The organism is Pseudomonas qingdaonensis (assembly GCF_018398475.1).
In the GTDB taxonomy this organism is placed as follows: Bacteria; Pseudomonadota; Gammaproteobacteria; order Pseudomonadales; family Pseudomonadaceae; genus Aquipseudomonas; species Aquipseudomonas palmensis.
In genome coordinates, this window is record NZ_CP074676.1 from 2,973,624 (window position 1) to 2,998,890 (window position 25,267).

Here is a 25,267-nt window from a genome sequence, read left to right on the forward strand (position 1 = left end):
CCGGCGAAAGCGCTCTAGAACCCGAACAATCGCCCGGCAAGAAACAGGTAGTCGGCCCAGAACACCTGATGCCCCAGCACGATCACCCAGAACACCAGCTGATAGGACAACTTGCGTGTCTTGTGCCGGAACACCTGCTGCGCCAGCAGCGCGCCTGGCCAGCCACCGACCAGTTCGCAGGCATGCAGCACCTTCTCGGGGGTACGCTGCCCCTGGCCGCGCGCCTGACGCTTGTCGTAGCCATACAGCCCGAAACAGCCAAGGCTCGCCAGCCCATAGGCCGCCAGCCACAACCAGTTGCCTGTGCCCACACCCAGCTTCAGTGCGCCCAGCACCGGCAGCAGGCACAGGGCCACGAATGCCAGCAACTTGAGGCGCAGGTGGCGCATGGGCGGGCGCGTTTCGATGCGGGCCATCTCAGCCGTGCGCCACGGCCCAGTCGACCCAGCCGAACTGCCAGGTCGCCAGGATCACCAGGCCAAATGCGATACGGTACCAGGCAAACACCGCGTAGCTGTGGCTGGCGATGAACTTGAGCAAGCCGCGCACCGCAATCATCGCGAAGATGAACGACACCACAAAGCCGATGGCGAACACCGGGAAGTCATCCGGCTGGAACAGGTCACGGTACTTGTAGCCCGAGAACACCGCCGCCCCGACCATGGTCGGCATCGCCAGAAAGAACGAGAACTCGGTGGCGGCCTTGCGCGACAGGCCGAACAACAGCCCGCCGATGATCGTCGAGCCCGACCGCGAAGTCCCCGGAATCATTGCCAGGCACTGCGTGCAGCCGATCTTCAGCGCATCGGTCCAGCGCATGTCATCGACCTCCTCGGCACGCACCACGTGCTGGCGGCGCTCGGCCCACAGCATGATCACCCCGCCCACCACCAGGGCCACCGCCACCGTGATCGGGTTGAACAGGTACTCATGGATCAGGTCGGCGAACAGCACGCCCAGCACCACGGCGGGCATGAAGGCGATCAGCAGGTTGAGGGTAAATCGCTGGGCCCGGGCCTGGCGGGGCAGGCCCACCACCACGTCCAGGATCTTGCGGCGAAATTCCCACACCACCGCCAGGATCGCGCCCAGCTGGATGATGATGTTGAACGCCATCGCGCGTTCGCCGCCAAAGTCGATCAGGTCGGCGACCACGATCTGGTGACCGGTACTCGAAATGGGCAAAAATTCCGTCAGACCCTCGACGATGCCGAGAATCACAGCCTGCATGGCGGTCCAAAAATCCATCATTCCCCCGTAAGACATTGCCGCTGGCAGGTCTCATCATTCGTTATTTGATTGCCCGAAACCGGGCATATTACGGCGACACTCCGTCGCAAAACCGAAGGAAATGCTACCCCGGCCTTCAGAACTGCCCCGTGAAGGCCGAAATCCTAACAGAGCGCTCGTGCAAACGCTGCCGCTCGACGCGACAGCGCTCTACTAATCAATCACTTAGCCCTTGGTCGAGTAGGTTGTTTCGGTAAAGCGTGGTTGGATGCGGACAATAACAAGAACATAGGGTGACCTTCATGAAGACTTTACGCAGTATGTCGATCAGCCGTCGGCTGTGGCTCATCCTGGTGGTGGCGGTACTGATGCTGGTGACCCTGGGGCTGCTGATGCTGCGTCAGATCCACGGTGACCTGTACCAGGCAAAGGCCGAAAAGACCCGGCACGTGGTCGAAACCGCAGCCGGCGTGCTGGCCTATTACCAGGGGCTGGAAGCCAGCGGTACCCTTACCCGCGAGGCCGCCCAGCAACAGGCGCTGAGTGCGGTGCGCGGGTTGCGTTATGACCAGGACGACTACTTCTGGATCAACGACCTGGGCCCGAAGATGATCATGCACCCCATGAACCTCAAGCTCGAAGGCCAGGACCTCTCCGGCATTCGCGACCCGGACGGCTATGCGCTGTTCAACGAAATGGTCGCGTTGGCCAAGGCCCAGGGCGCCGGCAGCATCGACTACCGCTGGCCCAAGCCCGGTGCCAGCGAGCCGGTGGAAAAAACCTCGTACATCCAGCTGTTCAAACCCTGGGGCTGGGTGATCGGCTCTGGCGTGTACATCGACGACATGCACGCCGAGTTCGTGCGCCAGCTTCGCGACGCATCGCTGCTGGGGGTGGTCATCGCGCTGATAATGGCACTGGTGGTCATGCTGATCGCCCGCAGTATCACCCGCCCCTTGCAGGAAGCCGTGGATGCCATGGGCAACATCGCCAGCGGCGAAAGCGACCTGACCCGTCGCCTCGACACCCATGGGCAGGATGAAGTCACCCAGCTGGGCCTGCACTTCAACACCTTCACCGCCAAGCTGCAGCAGGTGGTGACCCAGTTGCAGGGCGCCGCCCAGGCCCTGGGCCATTCGGCCGGGGACGTAGGCAGCAACGCCGGCCAGGCGCACCAGCGCAGCGAACAACAGTCGCAGCAGATGGAACAGGTGGCCACCGCAATCAACGAGGTCAGTTATGCGGTGCAGGACGTAGCCAGGAACGCCGAGCACGCCTCCAGCGAGATGCAGGACGCCCAGCAGCGGGCCGAACAGGGCCGGCAAAGCATTCATGGCAGCCTGCTGAAAATCGACGAGCTGTCGGGCACCATCGACCAGGCGGTGCAGGTGATCCAGGCCCTGGCGGGCCAGAGCACGCGTATCGGCAGCGTGCTGGAGGTGATCCGTTCGATTGCCGAGCAGACCAACCTGCTGGCACTCAACGCCGCCATCGAGGCCGCGCGGGCGGGTGAACAGGGTCGCGGGTTCGCCGTGGTGGCCGACGAAGTGCGCCTGCTGGCGCAACGCACCCAGCAGTCGACGGCCGAGATACAGCAGATGATCGAGCACCTTCAGGGCCAGTCCGAGGCTGCGGTCAAGGCGATCGATGCCAGCAGCCTGGCCTCGCGCGAGACGGTCGAACAGGCCAGCGAGGCCGGTGCCAGCCTGGATGCCATCAGCCAGGCACTGCACAACCTCAGCGCGCTGAATGCCTCGATTGCCAGTGCCACGCTGCAGCAGTCGCATGTGGTCGAAGAGATCAACCACAACGTCACCCAGACGGCCGAGCTGTCGCGTCAGACGGCCGTGGCGGCGCACCAGTCGAGCAGTGCCGGGGCCGCATTGAACCAGTTGAGCGAACAGCTGGGGCAGTTGCTGAGGCAGTTCCGGGTCTGACCGCAGCCTGCACCTCGCCGGCGGCCGACTTCTGCAAGGCTCGACATTGCCTCAGCAGGAGCCGGCCTTGGCGGCGAAGTGCTCACCCAAGGCTGGCACCTGACGTGCCACAAGGTACAATCGCCGCCCTGCCCCCCTTCAAGGAACGCCGATGTCCGGCCTGGAACTGTACGCTGCCGTGCTGGGCGTCATCGCTGTATGGCTCACGACCCGCCAGAACCCCTGGTGCTGGCCCATCGGCCTGCTGGTGGTGCTGCTCTACAGCTGGATCTTCTTCGACTTCAAGCTGTATTCGAACATGCTGCTGCAACTGGCGTTTGCCGTGTTCCAGCTCTATGGGTGGTGGCAGTGGACACGCCCCGGCGAGGATCGCCCGATCCGGCAGGTGACCTACCTGGGTACCGCGCCGCTGCTGTCGGGCCTGGGCGTGGGCCTGCTGGCCAGCCTGGCCCTCGGTGCGGCCATGGCCACCTGGACCGATGCTGCAGAGCCCTGGCTGGACGCCACCCTCACCGCCTTCAGCCTGGTGGCGCAGTTCTGGATGGCGCAAAAGCGCGTGCAATGCTGGCCGTTGTGGATCGTGCTGGACGTGATCTTCGTCGGCCTGTTCCTCTACAAAGGCATGTACATCACCGCCGCGCTGTATGCGCTGTTCACCCTGATCGCCCTGCAGGGCTGGCGTAGCTGGCGACGTGACCCGGCCTTGGCCAGCCCATGAAGGTCCTGGTACTGGCGGGCCCGGAATCCAGTGGCAAGAGCTGGCTGGGCGGCGAAATCCAGGCGCATTTCGGTGGCGAACTGGTAGGCGAGTACGTGCGCCACTTCATCGACGAGCAGCGACGCGACACCTGCTACGCCGACATCGACCCCATCGCCCGCGGGCAGCTGGTGTGGGAGGATGCGGCCCGCGCGCGCCAGCCCGAGCTGCTGATACTCGATACGCACCTGCTGAGCAACATGCTGTGGAGCCGCGTACTGTTCAACGACTGCCCGGCGTGGCTGGAACAGGCGCTGCTGGCACGGCGCTACGACCTGCACCTGTTGCTCAGCCCCGCAGGCGTGCCCTGGGTCGGCGACGGCCAGCGCTGTCAGCCACGGCTGGAGGAACGCCAGGCGTTCTTCGAAGCCAGCCGCCAATGGCTGCAACGGCATGGCCAACCCATGCACGTCATCGAGGGCGACTGGGCATACCGCCAATCGACGGTACTGGCGGCCGTACAGGCGCTGCTGGAAGGCAAGCCCCCGGCCTGCGCCACCGAGTGTTAACCCGGCGTTACACACCCGGCCACCTCAACCGCCGATCCAGAGCACTTGCGCCCAACACGCGGTGACGTGTTAAGCCGGTGATACACCCACCCTCGGGGCACGCCGGGCATCTGCGCTGCTGCAAGGCCTGTAAAAAGGACCAGCGGTTGTATCACCGGTGATACAGATTGTCCGACCGGCCCCTGCCCCGTGCGTTATGCCCTTGATTCGCTGGCACAAAGCAAAAGCGGCACAGCTTCTGCTCTCCTTCTCGCAACGCTGATAGGGCCAGCGCACCGAAGAAGGAATCGCTGCCGTGGGGAATCACACCAACAAGCTGCTGAGTCTTTTCGTCATGGGCTGTGCGCTGGGCGCCAGCACCCTGAGCCTGCCGATACTGGCCGCCGGCGACGGCACCATCATCATCCAGCGCCAGGTTCAGCCCCGTTCGGCCGTTCGCCCGACCGGCACCCCCGACCCCCGCCCCATGACCGTCAATGCCAATCAGTCGCCACGCATCCTGAGCCAGACCAACGAGCTCAGCGATGGCGACTTTGCCGGTGTGGCCAGCGGTGCCAGTGTAAACCGGGTGTTGATGCCCGACGCGTCCGGCAACATCCGCGGCATGGGGGCCGTGCCCACCAGCCTGCCGGGCCTGCGTGGCGGCGCCGGGCCTGGCGCAGGGGGCGCCAACAGCATCTCCAATTCGGTCAACCAGAACGTGCAGCGTGGCCTTGCGCCGCTGCAGATCCTGACCGGGGGCCGTTGAGATGAACCACTCACTGCTGTTTCTGGCGCTGGCCTGCAGCGCGTCGGCCCTGGCCGCCCAACCGGTCAATGACAACGCCACCATCAACGCCAGCGGCCAGGGCTACAAGGGCAACATGACCATCAACCAGGCGGCTGGCGACCAGCAGCAACAGAACAACAGCCGCGCCATTGCCATCAACCCCGATGCCACCGCCACCACCCAGGTGCGCCAGCGCATCGACACCCCTGCCAGCAGCGCGATCAATGCCCGCGCCAGCATCGGTGGCAACGCCTTCACCAACGGTAACGGGATGATTGGGATCAACCAGTCGGCCGGTGCCAACACACAACAAGTCAATGCCGTGCGGGTAAGCATCAGTGCCACCGCGCAGAGCATCGACGACAGCGTCCTCGACCAGCAGAACGTGGCGCTGTCAAACGGCTCAGGCTCGACAGGTCAAACCCCCGGCAGTCGCCAGGTCGCTACCAGCGATCAGGCCTTCACCGGCAGCCGTGGGGTGATCCAGTTGAACCAGAGCGCCGGGGTCGGGAACCGAATGGCCAACACCCTGAGCGTACGGGTCGCAGATTGACCCGAGCAGTTCACAACGCAGCACAACACAACACTTAACAACTAAAAACAATGCGGAGAAACACCATGAAACCCACAATGGCACTCAAGCCTCTGGTATTCGCACTCGCAGCGGTCATGGCAGTTGCTGCACAAGCGGGCGGAAACAACGGTGGTCACAACGGCGGACACAATGGCGGCAATAACGGCGGCAACAACAATTCCAGCGCGCTGCTCGCCCTGCTGGTAAACGCCGGCGCTGGCGCCACCGTGATCGATACCCAGGGCAATGGTGGTAACGGTGTGCTCAACGAGAACACCCGCAACAACGGCACCATGGACAACTCGGCAAACGGCTCTCAAGGCAACCTGGGCGCCAACGTGGCAGCCGGTGACGGCAACCAGCAAGACAACGTTGCCGCCATCGCCACCGCCGACGAACGCTTCATCTTCGGCAGTGCGGTTGCTGTTTCCAGCGCCACCCAGACCAACACCAGCAACATCGTCAACAACTTCTCTACCCAGAACAACGCCAATCTCACCAATTCGGCGAACAACAGCTCCGGCAACATCGGTGTCAACGTGACCGCCGGCGACTTCAACCAACAGAAAAACAACCTGGCAATCGCCGTGTCCGGCGGCCGTGTGGCCGTGGCCAGCGCAGCCGCCAACCAGTCCACCTCCGGCCTGAGCGTCAACAACAAGGCCGACCGTACCTACACCAAGGAAACCCTCGGTGGCGCCTTTGCCGCCTATGGCCAGTACGAAGGCGAAGGCCACGGCTACGTGGAACGCAAAGACGACAAACCCGGGCACAACGGTGGCTGGGATGATCGTGGCGGCAACAAACCACAGAAAGACAAGCTTACCTTCACCGAAGAAGGCAGCTTCGTACTCGGTGGCGTCTACACCTACCAGGTGCTCAAACCTACCGGCTGGGCCAACCCTGTGGTCAACAACGCCAACATGAGCAACTCGCTCAATGGCGTGTCGGGCAACGTGGGCGCCAACGTGTCGGCCGGCTCGGGCAACCAGCAGAGCAACTCGCTGTCCATCGCAGCAGGCTGCCGCGCCTGCCTGTAAGCTGAAAAAGGACGGGGCCCCCAGGGGCCCCTTTCCTGCCATCTACACGGTGCGAAGACCATGCGCATTGCCCTGCTTGCCGCATTGCTGTTTCTGGCCAGCCTGGCCGAGGCCGCACAGATGCCCATCGCTGCCCTGCCGGGCGGCAATGTCATTTACAAGCCCATCCAGAGCATTCGCGAACGACGCTTCGCCGACCTTGTACAACAGAAAACCGATTTCAGTTGCGGCGCCGCCGCCCTGGCCACCGTCCTCAAGCAGGCCTACTGGCTGGACGTCGACGAAGAACACATCATCGACGGCATGCTCGCCCACGCCGACCAGCAAGTGGTCAAGACCCAGGGCTTCTCCATGCTGGACATGAAGAAATACGTGGAAAGCATCGGCATGCGTGCCCGGGGCTATCGGATCCCGCCCGAGAGCCTGCAAAGCGTCACCATTCCAGTGGTGGTGCTGATGGACATTCGCGGCTACAAGCACTTCGTGGTGCTGCAACGCACCGAAAAGGACTGGGTGTACATCGGTGACCCGGTTCTGGGCCACAAACGCTACAAGTTCGATGATTTCGTCAAAGGCTGGAACGGCATCATCTTTGCCGTCATCGGCCCTGGCTATGACAAGGCCAACGCATTGCTCGACCCGCCACAACCCTTGACTGCAAAAAACAAGATCAACGGGTTCAGCCCGGTAGACGATGCGCAGTTGATGGATTTTGGTTTCATACAAAGTGATTTCTTCTAATCAGAAGGGGCATGAAGCTCCGGGGAGCACCCGATGAAGACTTCAACCTGGCTGGTTGCCGCCTGCCTGGCCGCCAGCTTGCCTGCCCATGCGCAGTTCAAGCCCATCGAGATCAAGGACCAGGAACTGTCCGAACTGCGCGGACGCTATGTGATGCCAGGGCGCATCATCAGCTTTGGCGTGGTGATGAGCAGCACCTGGCAGAACGCCCGCGGCGACAGCATCGGCGCCACCGCCAGCATGCAAGTGCAGCAGTCCTCGTTCAAGCCTCAGTTCTATGTCTCGCTCGACACGCGCGATGGCAACGGCGCCCCGGTAACCCAGGGCAACGGTACCGTCACCGGCGGGGCCGGCCTTGGCACGACCCAGGGCGTTACCCAGTCGGTACGCGCAGCGGGCGACTACAACACGGCCTACAACAATGTCTCGATCAACGTGAAGGAAGCCAACAGCGCCCCGGCGGCGGGCAAACCACAGGGTCAGTTGCTGGGTAGCGGGCAGACCATCACCGGCAGCAATGGCGCCGGCACGCTGAGCGTTTCCGCCACCGGCAAGGGCATCCAGCTGGGTATCCAGGCCAACAACAACCAGGGCAATACGGTGCAGCGCCTGGCCCAGGGCGGGCTGCTGCAGGCCACCACGCTCCTGGGCGGCAACAACGCCGTCAACAACATCACCCAGCTCAATGTGGTACTGCGCAACAACCTGCCTACTGCCGGGGCCTTGAACTGCAACCTGGATCAACTCAAGGGCCTTCGTATTTCCGGATATTGATCTACGCTCTGTCTCAATTCACCGCAGTTGGAAGGGACGGCTAACCCATGCATCGATCGTTTTCGTTGAAGGCAGTGGTCTGTGTGAGCACTCTGGCGTCTTCAGCGCTGCTGCAAGCGGCGCCAGATCCGCAAGTTGAGGCCCTGAAACAGGAGTTGCAGGCACTCAAGCAACGTTATGAATCCCAGCAGCAGGCACTGATGGTGCTCGAGCAGCGGGTCCGCCAGGTTGAAGAGCAACCCGCGGCACCCCCTCAGCGCCTGACCCGCTCGCCAGCGGCCTCCACCCGGTCAGGCCAGGTGGCTACTGCATCCGGGGCGGCCCCCGGCACCGGCAGTTCCTACGGCGAAGCGCTCAAGGGCGATTCGGAACCTGCGCAGAGCGTGTCCAACCTGTACGACGAGGCCAGCGGCTTCTTCGGTGGCGGCAAGTTCAGCGTCGAGACCGGCATCACCTACGCCCGCTACGACACCCGCCAACTGATCCTCAACGGTTTCCTCGCGCTGGACTCGATTTTCCTGGGCAACATCAACCTGGACCGCATCAAGGCCGACAACTGGACCCTGGACCTGACTGCCCGATACAACCTCGACCAGCGTTGGCAGTTCGATATCAACGCCCCCATCGTCTACCGCGAGTCCACCTACCAGTCCGGGGGCGCCGGCAACAACGCCCAGGGCGTGACCGAACAGACCGTCACCCGCGACCCGACCCTGGGGGATGTCAACTTCGGGGTGGCCTACAAGTTCCTCGACGAATCGGAAAACAGCCCCGATGCGGTGCTCACCCTGCGGGTCAAGGCGCCCACCGGCAAGGACCCGTTCGGCATCAAGCTGATCCAGGACCCGAACAACGACAGCCTCGCCTACCCCGAAGACCTGCCCACCGGCAACGGCGTATGGTCCATCAGCCCGGGCATCTCGCTGGTCAAGACGTTCGACCCGGCAGTACTGTTCGGCAGCCTGTCCTATACCCATACCCTGGAAGAGTCGTTCAGTGACGTCAGCTCCACGTCCGGGGTCAAGGTGCCGGGCAAGGTCAAGCTGGGCGACAGCTTCCAGATCGGCGCCGGTATCGCCTTTGCGCTGAACGAGAAGATGAGCATGTCGTTCTCGGTGTCCGACCTGATCGCGCGCAAATCCAAGATCAAGTCGGCCGAAACCGGCGACAGCTGGACCTCGGTACCCAGCAGTGATGCCAACGCCGCCTATTTCAACGTGGGCATGACCCTGGCCGCCACCGACAACCTGACCATAGTGCCCAACCTGTCGATCGGCCTGACCGACGATGCGCCGGACTTCACCTTCAGCCTCAAATTCCCTTACTACTTCTGATCTGCGCCGACGCCATTCGCCAGCAAGGCTGGCTCCTACCTTCGGGTAGGAGCCAGCCTTGCTGGCGAATGGACGTAGCGTGGGATCTTCAGCGAATCTGATGCTTGTGCAGCAACCGGTAGAACGTAGGCCGCGACACCCCAAGCACCTTGGCCGCAATGCTGAGGTTGTCACTGTGACGATTGAGCACGTCACACAGCGCCTGGCGCTCGGCGCGGTGCTTGTAGTCTTCCAGGGTACCCATCGGCGTCATCTCGACCTGCGCGCCCTGCAACCCGAGGTCCTGGGCCTCGATCTGCCGCCCTTCGGCCAGCACCAGGCCGCGACGCACGCGGTTGGCCAGTTCGCGCACATTGCCCGGCCAATCATGCTTGCCCATCGCCATCAGCGCGTCTTCGCTGAAGGTGCGCGGGCGCCGGCCGGTTTCCTGGCTGTAGAAACGCGAAAAGTGGCTGGCCAGCATCGACAGGTCGCCATGCCGGTCACGCAGCGGTGCCGTCACCACCTGCAGCACGTTGAGCCGGTAATACAGGTCTTCGCGAAAACGCCCGCTGGTGATCGCGCTCTCCAGGTCGACATGGGTCGCAGCCAGCACGCGCACGTCCACCGCAATCGGCTGGCTGCCGCCCACCCGTTCGATATGCTTTTCCTGCAGAAAGCGCAGCAGGTTGGCCTGCAGTTCCAGCGGCAGGTCGCCGATCTCGTCGAGAAACAGCGTGCCGCCGTTGGCAGCCTCGATGCGCCCGACCTTGCGCTGGTGCGCGCCGGTGAAGGCGCCCTTTTCGTGGCCGAACAGCTCGGACTGGATCAGGTGTTCGGGAATCGCCCCGCAGTTGATCGCCACGAACGGTTTGTCGTGGCGCTGCGACTGCCGGTGCAGGGTGCGCGCCACCAGTTCCTTGCCGGTACCGCTCTCGCCTCGAATCAGCACCGGTGACTCGGTGGGCGCCAGCTTGCTCAGCAACTTGCGCAGTTCGCGGATCGGGCGGCTGTCACCCAGCAGTTCGTGCTCGGGCTCATCCACATGCAGGTTGCCCTTGCCGCGCAGGCGTGCCATGCCGAATGCGCGACCCAGGGTCACCTGCACGCGGGAGACATCGAATGGCAACGTATGGAAGTCAAAAAACCACTCGCACACAAAATCACCCACGTTCTGCGCGCGCAGCTCCTCGGCGCTGAGCACCGCGATCCACTCGGTACCGCTGCGGCTGATCAGGTCCTTGACCGCATCGGGGTGCTGCAGGTGGCTGGCGTGCAGGCGCAGCAGCCCCACATCGCAAGGGTGCTCCAGGGCAGTGGCAAGGGTGCAGGTGCGCACGTCCCAACCTACGCTGCGCAGGCCTGGCAACAAGCGGTGGCAATCGTCACAAGGGTCAACGATCAGCAAGCGGCGGTTCGGTACCGGTTCCAGCATGACCTTTCCTTGGCGCCAATTATTGGAAATGTTAGTAGAAACAGCATGTTGTATGGCCCGTCTGTAACAGTAGCAACCAACGTCAGAATGCCCACTACCGTCCGTCTGCAAATACGGCCTTGCTTTCGGCTCGGTAGAATTTTCCTGTTAATTCAACGTCCCAGATGTTGCCAATGAATGCAGATTGTCAGCACCGATTAAAAAAACATTACTTGCAGTGTGACCTGACCCACTACTGCGTGCATCAGTACAAGTAACCTGCCGCAGGGAACACACCTTGCCGCAACTTTTTCAATGTTTGGGACCACAGAGAGACCGAACCCATGAACGCCCCGCTCCGTGTCAACGAAGCACTGCTGATTGCCGACCACGCCTTCGAACCTTTCCAGTGCGTCGCCTGGGATGTGCCTAACGGCACTGGCGAACTCAGCCTGGCGGTAATCGACCGGACCAGCACCCGTATCGGCAGCAAGCAAGTTCCAAGCAGCACCTATTCCGACCCGCAGCAATTGGCACACCTGATCGAGGAAGTGCGCGCCGAGTTGAGCCAGAAAGGTTATGACTTGCAGCCGTGGAGCATGCCGAAGTAACTTTCTGGCCTGCCCCGTTCATGCAAAAGTGCACCCACCGGGTGCACTTTTTTTGTTTGTGAAGTGTGCGCCGGCGGCTGCGGCAGTTGGCCGCAGTTTACGGCCCAAGTACTTGTTTCAACGCAAGTTGAACTGTTCCAGGTGTTGGTATTGCGCACCCAGTTCCAGCGCCATTTGCCTGGCGCGGCCCAGGCGAACCGGTGCGCTTTCCATGTCCACCAGCAGGCTGCTGCACGGCAGTGCCTCCAGCGCCGGCCAGGCCTTGAGCCGGCCATCGGTTAGGATCAGGCAGTGCTGCACCTCATTGGGGTAGCGCCGCTGGCGTTGGGTCAGCCATTGCCGGGCCTGCTGCAGTGCCTCGAGCAGTGGCGTGCCTCCGCCGGCGCCGAGCTCCGCCAGCCAGGGCTGCAGCGCAGCAGAGGCCTTCAGGCCGTGGCGCTGCCAGCGCGGTTCGCGGCCGCTGGCCGTGAGCAGGGCGAGCCTGGCGCGGGCCCGGTACGCCTGGTCGAACAGTTCGGCCAGCAAACCCTTGGCCTTGCTCAGTGCCTGGTAACGCCGGGTAGACGCCGACGCATCCACAATCACCAGCCAGAGCTGCGTCGGCGCGGCGGTGCGCTGCGCCCAGCACAGCTCGTCGCGCTGGCGCGGGCGGCCCTTGAGCAGGGTGGCAGGCCAGGCCACGCTGCCCTGCCCGGCTGCCCGGGCACGCCCGCGCGGGCCCCGGTCGAGCTTGCCTGCACGGGGCCTGGCATCCGCCGCTGGGTGCGAGCGCGGGCGGATGCTCAAGGCTTTTTTGGCCAGCGCGGTACCTCGCGCCGAGCGCCCACAGCCACCGGCTGGCCTGGCAGCTCACCCCACTGGCCACTGCCCAGGGGCTCGCTCGACGGGCTCGATTGCCCCTGGGGCTGAGCGTCGGGGCGAGGCGGTTGCTCGGCGGGCCGGTCATGGCGCCGATGGCGCAAGGCAAACTCTGCCACCGCCTCGATATCCTCGGCCTCGATGCCCGGTGCACTGCGCCAGGCCGCATGGGCACGGGCGGCACGCAACCAGACCAGGTCGGCGCGCAGGCCGTCGACCCCGGCCTCGAAGCAGCGCTGGGTGATCTGCGCCAGGGCCTGGTCATCCAGGGCAATCTGTTCCAGGCGTTCGCGTGCCTGCTGGCAGCGCTGGCGCAGCTCGGCCTGGGCATCGGCCCACTGCGCGCAGAACGCCTGCGGGTCGCTGTCGAAGTCCAGCCGGCGGCGGATGATCTGGCCGCGCGCCTCGGGCAGCGGCTGGCCCTGCAGGGCCACATTCAGGCCGAACCGGTCGAGCAACTGCGGACGCAGCTCGCCCTCCTCCGGGTTCATGGTGCCGATCAGCACGAAGCGCGCACTGTGCCGATGGGAAATGCCATCGCGCTCTACCCGGTTGGTGCCGCTGGCAGCCACATCCAGCAGCAGGTCGACCAGGTGATCGGGCAGCAGGTTGACCTCGTCGACGTACAGCACGCCGCCATCAGCCTTGGCCAGCACACCCGGCGAGAACTGGGCGCGGCCCTGCCCAAGCGCAGCATCCAGGTCCAGGGTGCCGACCAGGCGCTCCTCGGTGGCGCCCAGCGGCAAGGTCACGAAGGGCCCCTCGCCCAGCAGGTCGGCCAGGCCCCGGGCCAGGGTGCTCTTGGCCATGCCGCGCGGGCCTTCGATCAGCACGCCGCCGATCCTGGGGTCGATGGCCGTCAGGCACAGCGCCAGCTTCAGGTCGTGGGCGCCGACCACGGCGGCCAGCGGAAAATGTACGGGTTCGCTCATGTCTGGCTTATTCCTCTGCGTCCAGCAGTTGCTCTTCCAGGGCCTGTCGATACTCGCCCGGAGCCTGCCACAGCCCGCGCTGCTGGGCCTCCAGCAAACGTTCGGTGATGTCGCGCAGGGCCTCGGGGTTGTGCTGGCGGATAAACTCGCGGGTCGCGGCATCGAGCACATAGGCCTCGGCCAGCGACTGGTAATGATGATCGTCGATCAGGTGCGTGGTGGCATCGAAGGCGAACAGGTTGTCGACCGTCGCGGCCATCTCGAACGCGCCCTTGTAGCCATGGCGCTTGACCCCGTCGATCCACTTGGGGTTGAGCGCACGCGCACGGATCACCCGGTTCAGTTCTTCCTTGAGGGTGCGAATGCGCGGGCGATCCGGCTGGCTGTGATCGCCGTGGTAACTGGCAACGCCGGCACCGGCCAGGCTTTCTGCCGCCGCGAGCATGCCGCCCTGGAACTGGTAATAGTCATTGGAATCGAGCAGGTCGTGCTCATGGTTGTCCTGGTTCTGCAGCACCGCCTGCACCTGGCTCAGGCGCCGGGCAAAGGGTTCGCGCGCGGCGGTGCCGTCGTCCGAGGCGCCATAGGCATACGCGCCATGGTTGAGGTAGACCTCGGCAAGGTCTTCACGGCTGTGCCACAGACGGCCGTCAATGGCGTTCTGCACCCCGGCGCCGTAGGCGCCGGGCTTGGAGCCGAACACCCGCCAGCCGGCCTGGCGCTCGGCCTGCTCGGGGCTCAGGCCAGCGGCCAGCAGTTCGGCACGCTCGCTGCGCACCTTGGCCGCCAGGGGGTTGAGGTCATTCGGCTCATCCAGTGCCGCCACGGCCTGCACCGCCGCGTCGAACAGCTTGATCAGGTTGCCGAACGCATCGCGGAAGAACCCCGAAACGCGCAGGGTCACGTCTACCCGGGGGCGATCCAGCAGGCTCACCGGCAGGATCTCGAAGTCGTCCACCCGCTGGCTGCCGCTGGCCCATACCGGGCGTACGCCGAGCAGGGCCATGGCCTGGGCGATGTCGTCGCCGCCGGTGCGCATGGTGGCCGTGCCCCATACCGACAGGCCGAGCTGGCGCAGGTGGTCGCCGTGGTCCTGCAGGTGGCGTTCCAGAATCAGGTTGGCCGAGGCGAAACCGATGCGCCATGCCGTGGCGGTGGGCAGGTTGCGCACATCCACGGTGTAGAAGTTGCGGCCGGTGGGCAGCACGTCCAGGCGCCCGCGGCTGGGCGCCCCGCTCGGCCCCGCCGGCACGAAACGCCCGTCCAGCGCCGCCAGCAGGCCCTGCATTTCGGCCGGGCCGCAGGCATCCAGCTGCGGCGCCACCTGGGCCCGCAGCGCCTGCAGCACGGCCTCGACGTCGGCGCTGTGCTGGTGGCTGGCCGGCGCCCCGTCGAGGGTCTGCTCGATCAGGCGGGCGGCATACAGTTCAAGCCGCTCGCGGGTGTCGCCGTTGGTCCGCCAGGCCTCGCTGCTCACCTGTGCCAGGCTGGGCGGCCGTGGCCCTTCCCAGGCAAGGCCCAGGTCGCAGTCCAGCGGGTCGAAGCCCAGCCCCAGGCCGCGGGCCAGGGCGCGCAGCAGGCTGGCATTGGGGCCGCGCCCATCACCACGTTCCACCCGCAGCAGGGCCAGCAGCGTGTCGATCCGCAGGCGTCCGTCCGGCGATTGGCCGAACACATGCAGGCCGTCGCGAATCTGCGACTCCTTGAGGTCGCACAGGTAGGTGTCCAGGCGCGGCAGCCACACCGCCGCATCGTCCAGCGCGCCTTCCAGCTGCAGCTCGCGGTCGATGTGGTTGTCGCGCACCAGGTTGAGGATGTCGCGCTGCAGTTCACGGGCCCGGCGCGGGTCCAGCAGTTGCGCCTCGTAGTACTCGTCGGCCAGCAGTTCCAGGTCGCGCAACGGCCCGTAGGTTTCGGCGCGGGTCAACGGCGGCATCAAGTGGTCGATGATCACCGCCTGGGTGCGGCGCTTGGCCTGGGCGCCCTCGCCCGGGTCGTTGACGATGAACGGGTAGATGTTCGGCAGCGGCCCCAGCAACGCGTCCGGCCAGCACCCGGCTGACAGGCCGACGCCCTTGCCCGGCAGCCACTCCAGGTTGCCGTGCTTGCCCACGTGGATCAGCGCATCGGCGGCATAGGCGTGGCGCAGCCAGAAGTAGAACGCCAGGTAGCCATGCGGCGGCACCAGGTCGGGGTCGTGGTACACCGCACTGGGGTCGACCTGATAACCGCGCGCCGGCTGGATACCGACGAAGGTCAGGCCAAGGCGCAGGCCGGCGACCATCATGCGCCCGCTGCGAAACATCGGGTCCTGCTCCGGCTCCCCCCAGCGCTCGCGCACCGCCTGCTGGTTGGCCTGGGGCAACAGGGCGAAGGCGGCGCGGTAATCGTCCAGCGCCATGCTCTGCGCACAGGGGCGCTGGTCGAGCGTGTCGAGGTCGTTGCTGACCCCGCCGAGCAGGGCCTGGATCAGCGCCGTGCCACTGTCTGGCAACGGCCCCACCGGGTAGCCCTGGGCCTGCATGGCGCGCAGGATGTTGAGCGCCGCCGCCGGGGTGTCCAGCCCCACACCGTTGCCGATGCGCCCGTCGCGGGTCGGGTAGTTGGCCAGAATCAGCGCCACGCGTTTTTGCGGGTTGTCCAGGCGCGCCAGCTCGCACCAGCGCCGGGCCAGTTCCGCAACAAAATCCATGCGTTCCAGGTGCGGCTTGTAGCACACCACGTCCGACTGGCTGCGTTCGCTGCGCCAGGCCAGGTCCTTGAAGCTGATCGGTCGGCTGATGATGCGCCCGTCCAGTTCCGGCAGGGCAATGTGCATGGCCAGGTCGCGGGCCCCCAGGCCCTGTTCGCTGGCCTCCCAGGCCGGCTGGTTGTCCTGTGCGCAGATGGCCTGCAGCACCGGGATGTCGCGCCGGAACGGGCGCAAATGCGGCTGCTGCGGGCTGGACTGGGCAAAGCCTGTGGTATTGATGATCAGGGCCGCGTCGACCTGGTCCAGCCATTGCTCGACCTGGTCCAGGCAGGCTGCCTCCTTGAGGCTGGCCACGGCAATCGGCAGCGGGTTGAGCCCCGCGCCTTGCAGACGCTCGCAAAACGCATCGATGAACCCCGTGTTGGCGGCCTGCAGGTGCGAGCGGTAGAAGATGATCGGCGTCACGGGCTGGCCGGGCTGCCACAGGGCACGCCAGCTGTCCACGCTCGCCTGGGGGTGTTGCGGGTGATAGACACTGGTGCGCGGCAACTGCTGCGGCTCGTCCCAACGGTAGTCGCGGCCCAGCCATTGGCTGGCCAGGCACTGGAACAGGTTCAGCGCATTGGCCTTGCCGCCCTGGCGCAGGTAGTGCCACAACCGTTCGGCCTGGGCAGCGGGCACCGTGCTCAGGCTGGTCAGCTCAGGGTCCGGGCGGTCGTCGCCCGGCACCAGGATCAGTTGCACGCCCCGCCCCGCCAGCGCCACCAGTTGCTCCACGCCATAGCGCCAGTAACCGATGCCGCCGTGCAGCGACACCAGGATGACCTTGGCATGGCGCAGCACTTCGTCCACATACAGGTCGACCGAAGCATGGTTCTGCACCTGCATCGGGTTGGCCAGGCGCAGGCTGGGGTAGTCGTCCGGCAACTGCTGGGCGGTTTCGGCCAGCAGTGCCAGGTGCGAATCACCGCTGCAGAGAATCACCAGGTCGGCGGGGGTCTGGCCGAGGTCGGCGATGCTGTCGTCCGGCACAAAGCCGCCGGGCTGGGTCCGCAGCAGGTGCATGGGTCAGGCGCCCAGTGCGGCGCGCAGGCTGGCTTCGAGTTGCACGGCGTCAAGGTCCTGGCCGATCAGCACCAGGCGCGTGGTACGTGGCTCGTCGCTGCGCCAGGCGCGGTCGAAGTGCTTGTCGAAGCGCGTACCCACGCCCTGCACCAGCAGACGCATCGGCTTGCCCGGAATGGCCGCGAAGCCCTTCACGCGCAGGATGCCGTGCTGCACCACCAGTTGGGTCAGGGCATCGAGCAGCAGGCTTTCGTCGGCCTGGGGCAACTCGATGGAAATGGAGTCGAAGGCATCATGGTCGTGATCGTCGTGGTCGTCATCGCCGTCATGGTGCGAATCGTGGTGGGTACGACGCGCGTCGATGTGCTGCTCGGACTCGGCGCCCAGGCCCAGCAATACGTCCAACGGCAGGCGGCCGCTGCTGGCCTCCACCACCTTGACCGCAGGCGGCAGTTCCTCGGCCACCTCGGCGCGCACCCTGGCCAGGTCGTCGGCAGCGATCAGGTCAGCCTTGTTCAGCACCACCAGGTCGGCGCTGGCCAGCTGGTCGGCAAACAGTTCGTGCAGTGGGGACTCGTGGTCCAGGTTCGGGTCGAGCTTGCGCTGGGCGTCCACCTGGTCGGGGTAGGCAGCGAAGGTGCCGGCGGCCACGGCCGGGCTGTCGACCACGGTGATCACCGCATCGACCGTGCAGGCGTTGCGGATTTCCGGCCACTGGAAGGCTTGCACCAGTGGCTTGGGCAGCGCCAGGCCGCTGGTTTCGATGAGGATATGGTCCAGGTCGCCACGGCGCGCCACCAGCTCGCGCATCACCGGGAAGAACTCTTCCTGAACGGTGCAGCACAGGCAGCCGTTGGCCAGCTCGTAGACGCGCCCGTTGGCTTCTTCCTCGGTGCAGCCGATGCTGCACTGCTTGAGGATCTCGCCATCGATGCCCAGCTCGCCGAACTCGTTGACGATCACCGCGATGCGGCGGCCCTGGGCGTTGTCGAGCATGTGCCGCAGCAGGGTGGTCTTGCCCGAGCCGAGGAAGCCGGTAACGATGGTGACGGGGAGTTTGGCCAGTGTTTTCATGGGGGTGCCCTTGGCAGGATGGCGGGCATGCAGGACGAGAGCCGCAGGAGCCTTGCTGCCTGAGCGCATTCGCCACCGGATCACCCCGCCCGGTTGAAAGTCGGAAACTGTTCGAGGCAGGTCTCCTGGCTCGCGCTGTGCCGGCACGCCTGCCGGCAGCATCGACGCCTTCCCGCCCGGGGCAGTGGCACGGCCGATGCCGTTCAACGCTTACAGTTGCGGGGGCAGCCACGGCTTGAACCGTATTCCCGTCTTAGCTGCAGCCAGGGCCGCAGAACCTCGAAGCGGCTAGGCTACGCAGTGGTCCGGGGCAGGTCAACCGCTGTATTGACGGATGCCGGCGCGCATGATTTGCTAGCCGCATTCGTTCGGGTGCCTTTTTACAAGGTGAAACGGGAAACCGGTGCGTCAGCCGCTTCTGCAAAGAAGCAGCGACAAATCCGGTGCTGCCCCCGCAACGGTAAGCGAGGAAAGCGTCTTTACCACTGTGCCAGCTGTGCGGCATGGGAAGGTGACGCCCTCAGGCTGAGCATGCTGCCAGCCCTCGCAAGCCCGGAGACCGGCCCGATACAGTCATGACAAACCCGCGGTGGGCGGGCGCTGTTGAACCCCTGGGCGAGCCTCGCGCAGGGGTTGGCCGCGCTTGCCTGTTGCCGATAGCCCCGACGACACGACAACAGCAAAAGGAACGCGCCATGCCCATCAGTACCGCCAGCCAGCCCCTCGTCACCCCCACTACCCTCAGCCAGCGCCTGGCCGTCGCCATCGGTGCCTCGCTGCTGGGCCTTTGCCTGGTCTACTTCGCCGGCTTCTCGCACATCGAGGCGGTGCACAACGCTGCCCACGATACCCGCCACAGCGCCGCGTTCCCTTGCCACTGAGACCTGCCCCGATGATCAAGCGCATTGCCCGCACCGCAGGCTTTACCGGCCTGCTCGCCGCCCTGCTGCTGACCCTGCTGCAAAGCTTCTGGGTCGCACCGCTGATTCTGCAGGCCGAAACCTACGAGAACCCGGCACCGGCCGCCCAAACCCATGAGCATGCCGACGCCGCGGGTGAAGGCCACCACCACGATGCCGAGGCCTGGTCGCCTGAAGACGGCTGGCAGCGCGTGCTGTCGACCACCGGTGGCAACCTGGTGGTGGCGGTCGGCTTTGCCCTGATCCTGGCTGCGCTGTACACCCTGCGTGCGCCGGGCCGTACCGCCACCGGCGCAGCCTGGGGGCTTGCCGGGTTCGCGGTATTCTGCCTGGCGCCCACCCTCGGGCTGCCGCCAGAGCTGCCGGGCACTGCCGCCGCCGACCTGGCGCAGCGTCAACTGTGGTGGGTGGGCGCCGCGGCTGCCACCGCTGCCGGCCTGGCCCTGATCGTGTTTGCGCACAACTGGCTGCTCAAGGCGCTGGGTGTGGCATTGCTGGTTGTTCCGCACGTGATCGGTGCGCCGCAGCCGGAGGTGCACGAGAGCCTGGCGCCGCAAGCACTGGAGGCGCAGTTCAAGGTAGCGTCGCTGTTGACCAATGCCGCGTTCTGGCTGGCCCTGGGCCTGCTCAGTGCCTGGCTGTACCGTCGCCAGCCAGCCTGATGCAGTTGTATGCCGGGCTGGGCTGTCGTCGCGGCTGCCCGGCCCGCGAACTGGCCGCCCTGCTCCAGCAGACCCTGTTCGCCCATCACCTGCCCGCCTCTGCCCTCGCCGGGCTGGCCAGCATCGACCTCAAGGCCGGCGAACCCGGCCTGCATGAACTGGCCAGGCAACTGGGGTTGCCGCTGGTGTTCTTTTCGGCCGCGCAACTGGCCCCCTTCGAAAGCCGCCTGAGCCACCGTTCGCCCACGGCGTTCGCCCTCAGCGGCTGCCATGGGGTGGCCGAAAGCGCCGCGCTGGCCCTGGCCGAGCAACGCGGCGGCGCCAATGCCGCACTGCGCCTGCCACGCACCGTGCAAGGCGCCGCCACCCTGGCATTGGCCTGGGCCCCGCCGTTTGACGGATAATGCCGCGCAATCTTTCCAAGGATTCATCATGACCGTCTATTTCATCGGTGCCGGCCCGGGCGACCCCGAGCTGATCACCGTCAAGGGCCAGCGCCTGATCCACAGCTGCCCGGTGATCATCTATGCCGGCTCGCTGGTGCCCGCCGCCGTGCTCGAAGGCCACCGCGCCGAAACCGTGATCAACAGCGCCGAACTGCACCTGGGGCAGATCATCGAGCTGATGCGCACGGCCCACGCCAACGGCCAGGATGTGGCCCGCGTACACAGCGGCGACCCTGGGCTGTACGGTGCGATCGGCGAACAGATCCGCCACCTGCGTGAACTGGGTATCCCGTTCCAGATCATCCCTGGCGTGACCGCCGTGGCTGCCAGTGCCGCCCTGCTCGAATGCGAGCTGACCCTGCCGGACATCGCCCAGAGCGTGATCCTGACGCGCTACGGCGATACCTCGCCGATGCCGCCGGGCGAATCGCTGGGGAGCCTGGCCAGCCACCAGGCAACCCTGGCCATTCACCTGGGGGTCAAGCACCTGGCCAGAATCGTCGAGGAACTGCGCCCGCATTACGGCAGCGACTGCCCGATCGCCGTGGTGCACCGCGCCACCTGGCCAGATCAGGACTGGGTGCTGGGCAGCCTGGACGACATCGTGCAACGGGTGCAGGCCAAGGGCTTTCGACGCACCGCACTGATCCTGGTGGGCCGGGTATTGGGCAGCGATACCTTCAGCGAGTCGGCGCTCTACCGCGCCGGGCATGCGCACCTGTACCGACCTTGACGGCCATTGAAGGCGGCCCTCCCGGCCCGATGCCCGGCGCGTTCCCATGGGCCCGCCTGCCAATTCAACAGCCTCTGCAAGCGACAACTGGCCCAGGCGATAGGAAATCGGCTACAGAACTTTCGAGCGCCTTGTAAGAAAAATCCTCTAATCGAACTGATTTCTTCCTCACTTCTATACTGGACGTACTCCTGCTGAGCGTTTCCACGTATCTTGGCCGCCTTGCCAGAGCCTGGGCAGGCGTCGCCCCGAACGGTTCGGGGCCTGGATCACCTCTCTGACAAGGAGTTGCGCGATGCCCAAAGTCTTGATCGTTGATGACCACACCACCATCCTCTTCGCCATCCGCACCCTGCTGGAGCGCGATGGCTACAACATCGTCGGTGAAGCCCGAGACGGCGCCAGTGCTGTCGAACTGGCGCGCAAGCTGCAGCCTGACGTGGTGATCCTCGATCTGGGGCTGCCACGCCTGGATGGCCTGAGCGTGCTGGAGCGACTCAGCCAGTTGACCAACCCGCCACGTATCCTGGTACTGACCGGCCGCCCACCCCGGCTGTTCGCCCGCCGTTGCATCGAGTCCGGTGCCTCGGCATTCGTGCGCAAGGACGAAGACCTCGATATCCTGAGCGCCGCCCTCAAGGCCGTGCTCAACGGTTACTCCTACCTGCCCGATGCGTCACGCTTCAATGACCGGTCAAGCTCGGAACTCCAGCGCCTGGACAAGCTGTCCAACCGTGAGTTCGAGGTGCTGCGCCAGTTGGCCAAGGGCGCCAGCAACGGCGAAATCGCTACGGCGATGATCCTCAGCGCCAAGACCATCAGCACCTACAAGACCCGCATCATGGAAAAGCTCGGGGTGGTATCGCTGGTTGAGTTGATCGATGTGGCCAACCGCAACGCACTGACCTGAGCCGCCCATGACCAAGCGTTGCCTGCCTGCCCTGCTGCTCGCCTGCCTGGTGCAGTGGCTGGCGATAAGCGCCATGGCACAGGAGCCGGGGGTTGCCCGCCAACTGCTCGGGCGCTCGGTCAGCAGCAGCGCGCCACCCCCGCTGACCCTCGCCGAACGTCGGTGGCTCAAGCACAAGCAGGTGCTGCGCCTGGGCACCTCGGCGCCGGACTACCCGCCCTTCGACATCAATGTGAGCCAGCACGACTATGAAGGGGTCAGCGCCGACTTCGCCGGCCTGATCGGCGAGCAGTTGAAGATCCCGGTGCAGGTGCTGCAGTTCCCGAACCGTATCCAGGCCATCGCCGCCCTGCACAGTGGCCAGATCGACTTGCTGGGCAGCGCCAACGGCTACGAAGCCGCCGACAGCGCACTGGTGATGAGCCAACCCTACGCCGACGACCAGCCGATCATCGCGACCCCCGTCGGCGTGAACCATGACCCTGACGACCCGCTCGACGGGCTGACGCTGTCGATGGTCGAACACTACCTGCCACCGCCGCTGGTCCGCCAGCTCTACCCCCGGGCAAACCTGCAACTGTACGCCTCGACCATGTCGGCCCTGTCGGCGGTGGCCCTGGGCCAGGCCGATGCATTCATCGGCGACGCGATCAGTTCCGACTACCTGATCGGCAAGAACTACCGCGAAAGCCTGCAGATCTCCCACTACGTCAAACCCCAGCGCTCTTCATTCGGCTTTGCCCTGGTGCGCGAGAACACCGCGTTGCTGGACCTGGTGAACAAGGCATTGGGCAGCATCACCGACAGCGACCGGCTGAACGTGATGCGCCGCTGGACCAGCGGCGTGAGCAGCATCCTGCTCAACCGGGCGGACATCGCGCTGACCGACGAAGAGCGACACTGGATCGCGCAGCATCCCAGCGTGCGCGTGGTCATCAACAAATACTTCGCGCCCCTGAGCTTCTTCGACGAAAACCAGCACTTTCGCGGCATCACCGCCGATGTGCTGGCGCAGATCAGCCTGCGCAGCGGCCTGAAGTTCCAGATCATCGAGACCGACTCGGTGCCCACCATGATCAGCATGGTCGAACAGGGCGAAGCCGAGGTCGTCGGCGCGCTCAATTATGGTGAGCAGCGCGCCAGAACCCTGGCCTTCACCCGCCCCTACCTGGCCAACCCGCGGGTGCTGGTGACCAGCGTGCGCGATACGTCGATCCGCCACCCCGACCAGCTCGACGGCAAGCGCCTGGCGATCATTCGCGGTACACCGGTGAGCGCCGAACTGCGCCAGCGCTATCCCGCCATCAGCCTGATCGAAGTCGACGACCCGCTGGCACTGATGGAGTACGTGGCCCAGGGCCGCGCGGACGCGGCGCTCAGTTCGCAGATCAACGCCGCCTACTTCATCAGCCGCATGTTCAAGGACCGCCTGCGCATCGCCACCCTGCTGGACGACACCCCGGCCCTCGCCGCCTTCGCCACCGAACGTTCTTCGCCACTGCATGCGATATTGGAAAAATCCCTGCTCAGCATCCCGCCCGAGCAGATGACCCAGCTGGTCAATCGCTGGCGCATCAACGCCCTGATCAGCGACACGCCCTGGCGCAACTACCGCTCGCTGGTGCTGCAGATTCTGGGCATCGCGGTGGCGCTGGTGCTTGCCATAGCGTTGTGGAACCGTTACCTGCGCAAGCTGATGCAGCAACGCGCCGAGGCCGAGCAGGCCCTGCAACTGCAGCTGCGCATCAGCGAACACCTGCTCGAAGAGCTGCATGTGGCCAAGGAACAGGCCGACAGCGCCAACCACGCCAAGAGCACCTTCCTGACCACCATGAGCCACGAGATCCGCACCCCCATGAACGCGGTGATCGGCCTGCTCGAGCTTGCCCTGAAGGATGCCGCACAGGGCCGCACCGACGAGCACTCCCTGCAGGTGGCATTCGATTCGGCCAGCAGCCTGCTGGAGCTGATCGGCGACGTGCTGGACATCGCCCGCATCGAATCCGGACACATGAGCCTGGCGCCACAACCCACCGACCTGGGTGCGCTGGTACGCAGCACCGTGCAGGTGTTCGAAAGCAGCGCCCGTCTCAAGGACATCAGCCTGACCCAGGACCTGCAGCCCCCCGCCGCCCTGGTGGAGATCGACCCGCTGCGTTTTCGCCAGATCCTGTCCAACCTGCTGGGCAATGCCATCAAGTTCACCGAGCGCGGCGGCGTCAGCGTGCGCCTGCAGTGCCAGCCCACGCCGTGCGGCAAGCAGGTGCACATGCACCTGGCCGTCGAGGACAGCGGCATCGGCATCAGCCAGCCGGACCAGCAGCGCCTGTTCCACCCCTTCATCCAGGCCGGCAGCCAGCCGGCTCGCCAGGGCACCGGCCTGGGCCTGGTGATCAGCCGGACCCTGTGCGAACTGATGCAGGGCAGCCTGGAGCTGCACAGTACCCCGGGCCATGGCACCCAGGTCACGGTCAGCCTGCCGCTGATGCTGGCCAGCACTGCCAGTCAACCCGAGGAACCGGCCCAGGAGCCAACGGCGCAGGCCAGCCAGCGGCTGAACATCCTGGTGGTCGACGACTACCCCGCCAACCTCATGCTGCTGGAAAAGCAGCTGAGCGTGCTGGGCCATCGGGTGACCCAGGCCAGCGACGGCGCGGGCGGCCTGCAGGCCTGGCAGGCCGGGCGCTTCGACGCCGTGATCACCGACTGCAACATGCCCGGTATGGACGGCCACCAGCTGGCGCGCGAGATTCGTGCCCAGGAAGCCCAGGCGAATCGCCCGCCCTGCCTGATACTGGGCCTGACCGCCAACGCCCAGGCCGACGAACGCGAGCGCTGCCTGGCGTCGGGCATGGATGACTGCCTGTTCAAGCCGATCGGCCTGGGCGCCTTGAGCCGTCACCTGTCGGGGGTGGATACCCCCGAGCCGCAGGCGCCACCCGAGCCCCGCGCCGAGGACAACAGCGGTTTCAACATCGACAACCTCAAGCACCTGACCCTGGGTGACCCACGGCTGATCAAGCGTCTGCTGACGGAGCTGGAGCGCAGCAGCGCCGAAGACCTCGAGGCGTTGCGTGCCCTGGGCTCAGGCGCGAGTCGACAGCAACTGCGCAGCCTGTCGCACCGCATCAAGGGCGGCGCCAAGATGCTCAAGGCCCATGGCCTGGTGGGGCACTGCGATGCGCTGGAGCAGGCCTGTACCGGCAAGGCCCCAGACAAGGCCATCGAGGCGTTGCTGGCGGCGCTGGAACAGAGCCTGAAGGATCTGCATGAACACCTGCAGCGATCCATCGCCGCCGGTTGAGA

23 protein-coding genes and 2 riboswitches are annotated in these 25,267 nt (G+C 65.4%); of the genes, 16 read left to right on the plus strand and 7 right to left on the minus strand.

All coding sequences use genetic code 11. The annotated features are described in order from the left end of the window. Nucleotides 1–14: 14 nt before the first annotated feature. On the minus strand, nt 15–416 hold the full coding sequence (locus tag KH389_RS13525) for a DUF1294 domain-containing protein (protein ID WP_236066268.1): 402 nt from the start codon (nt 414–416) through the stop codon (nt 15–17). A 1-nt stretch (nt 417) separates the two neighbouring features. Further along, entirely contained in the window at nt 418–1,248 is an 831-nt protein-coding gene (locus tag KH389_RS13530) for an undecaprenyl-diphosphate phosphatase (RefSeq protein ID WP_213605661.1), read from the minus strand. A 284-nt stretch (nt 1,249–1,532) separates the two neighbouring features. Between KH389_RS13530 and KH389_RS13535 the strand changes: the two genes are divergently transcribed. From KH389_RS13535 to KH389_RS13575, 9 genes are all read left to right on the plus strand, one after another. Further along, nucleotides 1,533–3,167: a methyl-accepting chemotaxis protein gene (locus KH389_RS13535; protein WP_043861500.1), complete on the plus strand. Its 1,635-nt coding sequence runs from the start codon at nt 1,533–1,535 to the stop codon at nt 3,165–3,167. A 151-nt stretch (nt 3,168–3,318) separates the two neighbouring features. Further along, on the plus strand, nt 3,319–3,885 hold the full coding sequence (gene pnuC / locus KH389_RS13540) for a nicotinamide riboside transporter PnuC (RefSeq protein ID WP_100632791.1): 567 nt from the start codon (nt 3,319–3,321) through the stop codon (nt 3,883–3,885). Then, a complete protein-coding gene (locus tag KH389_RS13545) occupies nt 3,882–4,433 on the plus strand; it encodes an AAA family ATPase (RefSeq protein ID WP_078480387.1) in 552 nt (183 codons plus the stop codon). The genes pnuC and KH389_RS13545 overlap by 4 nt, the downstream gene beginning before the upstream one ends. A 295-nt stretch (nt 4,434–4,728) precedes the next feature. Next, entirely contained in the window at nt 4,729–5,181 is a 453-nt protein-coding gene (locus KH389_RS13550) for a hypothetical protein (RefSeq protein WP_370409168.1), read from the plus strand. Between the two features lies 1 nt (nt 5,182). After that, a complete protein-coding gene (locus KH389_RS13555) occupies nt 5,183–5,755 on the plus strand; it encodes an adhesin (protein WP_213605662.1) in 573 nt (190 codons plus the stop codon). A 65-nt stretch (nt 5,756–5,820) separates the two neighbouring features. Next, nucleotides 5,821–6,816: a hypothetical protein gene (locus KH389_RS13560; protein WP_043861462.1), complete on the plus strand. Its 996-nt coding sequence runs from the start codon at nt 5,821–5,823 to the stop codon at nt 6,814–6,816. Between the two features lie 60 nt (nt 6,817–6,876). Continuing rightward, nucleotides 6,877–7,557, plus strand: coding sequence for a C39 family peptidase (locus tag KH389_RS13565; protein ID WP_043861461.1), 681 nt, complete (start codon nt 6,877–6,879; stop codon nt 7,555–7,557). Nucleotides 7,558–7,590: 33 nt separating this feature from the next. After that, nucleotides 7,591–8,331 carry a hypothetical protein gene (locus KH389_RS13570; RefSeq protein ID WP_213605663.1) on the plus strand — a complete coding sequence of 247 codons (741 nt, stop codon included), beginning with the start codon at nt 7,591–7,593 and terminating at the stop codon, nt 8,329–8,331. A gap of 47 nt (nt 8,332–8,378) precedes the next feature. Further along, the gene (locus KH389_RS13575; RefSeq protein WP_213605664.1) at nt 8,379–9,665 is read left to right on the plus strand and encodes a hypothetical protein; all 1,287 of its coding nucleotides are present in this window, start codon (nt 8,379–8,381) and stop codon (nt 9,663–9,665) included. Between the two features lie 88 nt (nt 9,666–9,753). Here KH389_RS13575 and KH389_RS13580 read toward each other — a convergent pair whose 3' ends face one another. After that, entirely contained in the window at nt 9,754–11,079 is a 1,326-nt protein-coding gene (locus tag KH389_RS13580; protein WP_043861458.1) for a sigma-54 dependent transcriptional regulator, read from the minus strand. Nucleotides 11,080–11,402: 323 nt separating this feature from the next. On the opposite strand from KH389_RS13580, the gene KH389_RS13585 reads away from it, so the two are divergent. Further along, nucleotides 11,403–11,669 carry a hypothetical protein gene (locus KH389_RS13585; protein WP_054914565.1) on the plus strand — a complete coding sequence of 89 codons (267 nt, stop codon included), beginning with the start codon at nt 11,403–11,405 and terminating at the stop codon, nt 11,667–11,669. Between the two features lie 117 nt (nt 11,670–11,786). On the opposite strand, the gene KH389_RS13590 is transcribed toward KH389_RS13585, so the two are convergent. From KH389_RS13590 to cobW, 4 genes are read right to left on the minus strand one after another with little or no spacing between them, the layout of a single operon-like run. Beyond that, nucleotides 11,787–12,455 (minus strand): vWA domain-containing protein, encoded by a 669-nt coding sequence (locus KH389_RS13590; RefSeq protein ID WP_229589463.1) that lies wholly within the window; start codon nt 12,453–12,455, stop codon nt 11,787–11,789. Next, nucleotides 12,452–13,459 (minus strand): magnesium chelatase ATPase subunit I, encoded by a 1,008-nt coding sequence (locus KH389_RS13595; protein WP_213605665.1) that lies wholly within the window; start codon nt 13,457–13,459, stop codon nt 12,452–12,454. The genes KH389_RS13590 and KH389_RS13595 overlap by 4 nt, the downstream gene beginning before the upstream one ends. A gap of 7 nt (nt 13,460–13,466) precedes the next feature. Beyond that, nucleotides 13,467–17,216 carry a cobaltochelatase subunit CobN gene (gene cobN / locus KH389_RS13600; protein ID WP_213605666.1) on the minus strand — a complete coding sequence of 1,250 codons (3,750 nt, stop codon included), beginning with the start codon at nt 17,214–17,216 and terminating at the stop codon, nt 13,467–13,469. 3 nt (nt 17,217–17,219) lie between these two features. Continuing rightward, entirely contained in the window at nt 17,220–18,290 is a 1,071-nt protein-coding gene (gene cobW, locus KH389_RS13605; protein ID WP_213605667.1) for a cobalamin biosynthesis protein CobW, read from the minus strand. 98 nt (nt 18,291–18,388) lie between these two features. After that, a riboswitch (cobalamin riboswitch) is annotated at nt 18,389–18,587 on the minus strand. Between the two features lie 56 nt (nt 18,588–18,643). Next, nucleotides 18,644–18,872: riboswitch (cobalamin riboswitch) on the plus strand. A 113-nt stretch (nt 18,873–18,985) separates the two neighbouring features. On the opposite strand from cobW, the gene KH389_RS13610 reads away from it, so the two are divergent. From KH389_RS13610 to KH389_RS13635, 6 genes are all read left to right on the plus strand, one after another. Further along, nucleotides 18,986–19,171 (plus strand): CbtB domain-containing protein, encoded by a 186-nt coding sequence (locus KH389_RS13610; RefSeq protein ID WP_043861453.1) that lies wholly within the window; start codon nt 18,986–18,988, stop codon nt 19,169–19,171. Between the two features lie 11 nt (nt 19,172–19,182). Beyond that, entirely contained in the window at nt 19,183–19,872 is a 690-nt protein-coding gene (locus KH389_RS13615) for a CbtA family protein (RefSeq protein ID WP_054914568.1), read from the plus strand. After that, nucleotides 19,872–20,276: a cobalamin biosynthesis protein gene (locus tag KH389_RS13620; protein ID WP_213605668.1), complete on the plus strand. Its 405-nt coding sequence runs from the start codon at nt 19,872–19,874 to the stop codon at nt 20,274–20,276. Before KH389_RS13615 ends, KH389_RS13620 begins: the two co-directional genes overlap by 1 nt. 28 nt (nt 20,277–20,304) lie before the next feature. Continuing rightward, a complete protein-coding gene (cobM, locus tag KH389_RS13625; protein WP_043861450.1) occupies nt 20,305–21,051 on the plus strand; it encodes a precorrin-4 C(11)-methyltransferase in 747 nt (248 codons plus the stop codon). Nucleotides 21,052–21,346: 295 nt separating this feature from the next. After that, the gene (locus KH389_RS13630; protein ID WP_043861449.1) at nt 21,347–21,961 is read left to right on the plus strand and encodes a response regulator transcription factor; all 615 of its coding nucleotides are present in this window, start codon (nt 21,347–21,349) and stop codon (nt 21,959–21,961) included. A gap of 7 nt (nt 21,962–21,968) precedes the next feature. Further along, the gene (locus tag KH389_RS13635) at nt 21,969–25,265 is read left to right on the plus strand and encodes a transporter substrate-binding domain-containing protein (RefSeq protein ID WP_213605669.1); all 3,297 of its coding nucleotides are present in this window, start codon (nt 21,969–21,971) and stop codon (nt 25,263–25,265) included. The last annotated feature ends 2 nt before the right edge of the window (nt 25,266–25,267 follow it).

Excerpts from the sequence above, each read along its gene's own strand:
- KH389_RS13535 (WP_043861500.1), top strand. The coding sequence starts at position 1,533 with ATGAAGACTTTACGCAGTATGTCGATCAGCCGTCGGCTGTGGCTCATC.
- KH389_RS13630 (WP_043861449.1), top strand. The coding sequence starts at position 21,347 with ATGCCCAAAGTCTTGATCGTTGATGACCACACCACCATCCTCTTCGCC.
- KH389_RS13555 (WP_213605662.1), top strand. The coding sequence starts at position 5,183 with ATGAACCACTCACTGCTGTTTCTGGCGCTGGCCTGCAGCGCGTCGGCC.
- KH389_RS13530 (WP_213605661.1), bottom strand. The coding sequence starts at position 1,248 with ATGGATTTTTGGACCGCCATGCAGGCTGTGATTCTCGGCATCGTCGAG.
- KH389_RS13580 (WP_043861458.1), bottom strand. The coding sequence starts at position 11,079 with ATGCTGGAACCGGTACCGAACCGCCGCTTGCTGATCGTTGACCCTTGT.
- KH389_RS13575 (WP_213605664.1), top strand. The coding sequence starts at position 8,379 with ATGCATCGATCGTTTTCGTTGAAGGCAGTGGTCTGTGTGAGCACTCTG.
- cobW (WP_213605667.1), bottom strand. The coding sequence starts at position 18,290 with ATGAAAACACTGGCCAAACTCCCCGTCACCATCGTTACCGGCTTCCTC.
- KH389_RS13620 (WP_213605668.1), top strand. The coding sequence starts at position 19,872 with ATGCAGTTGTATGCCGGGCTGGGCTGTCGTCGCGGCTGCCCGGCCCGC.
- cobM (WP_043861450.1), top strand. The coding sequence starts at position 20,305 with ATGACCGTCTATTTCATCGGTGCCGGCCCGGGCGACCCCGAGCTGATC.
- KH389_RS13570 (WP_213605663.1), top strand. The coding sequence starts at position 7,591 with ATGAAGACTTCAACCTGGCTGGTTGCCGCCTGCCTGGCCGCCAGCTTG.
- KH389_RS13545 (WP_078480387.1), top strand. The coding sequence starts at position 3,882 with ATGAAGGTCCTGGTACTGGCGGGCCCGGAATCCAGTGGCAAGAGCTGG.
- KH389_RS13595 (WP_213605665.1), bottom strand. The coding sequence starts at position 13,459 with ATGAGCGAACCCGTACATTTTCCGCTGGCCGCCGTGGTCGGCGCCCAC.
- KH389_RS13635 (WP_213605669.1), top strand. The coding sequence starts at position 21,969 with ATGACCAAGCGTTGCCTGCCTGCCCTGCTGCTCGCCTGCCTGGTGCAG.
- KH389_RS13525 (WP_236066268.1), bottom strand. The coding sequence starts at position 416 with ATGGCCCGCATCGAAACGCGCCCGCCCATGCGCCACCTGCGCCTCAAG.
- KH389_RS13585 (WP_054914565.1), top strand. The coding sequence starts at position 11,403 with ATGAACGCCCCGCTCCGTGTCAACGAAGCACTGCTGATTGCCGACCAC.
- cobN (WP_213605666.1), bottom strand. The coding sequence starts at position 17,216 with ATGCACCTGCTGCGGACCCAGCCCGGCGGCTTTGTGCCGGACGACAGC.
- KH389_RS13610 (WP_043861453.1), top strand. The coding sequence starts at position 18,986 with ATGCCCATCAGTACCGCCAGCCAGCCCCTCGTCACCCCCACTACCCTC.
- KH389_RS13560 (WP_043861462.1), top strand. The coding sequence starts at position 5,821 with ATGAAACCCACAATGGCACTCAAGCCTCTGGTATTCGCACTCGCAGCG.
- KH389_RS13565 (WP_043861461.1), top strand. The coding sequence starts at position 6,877 with ATGCGCATTGCCCTGCTTGCCGCATTGCTGTTTCTGGCCAGCCTGGCC.
- pnuC (WP_100632791.1), top strand. The coding sequence starts at position 3,319 with ATGTCCGGCCTGGAACTGTACGCTGCCGTGCTGGGCGTCATCGCTGTA.
- KH389_RS13615 (WP_054914568.1), top strand. The coding sequence starts at position 19,183 with ATGATCAAGCGCATTGCCCGCACCGCAGGCTTTACCGGCCTGCTCGCC.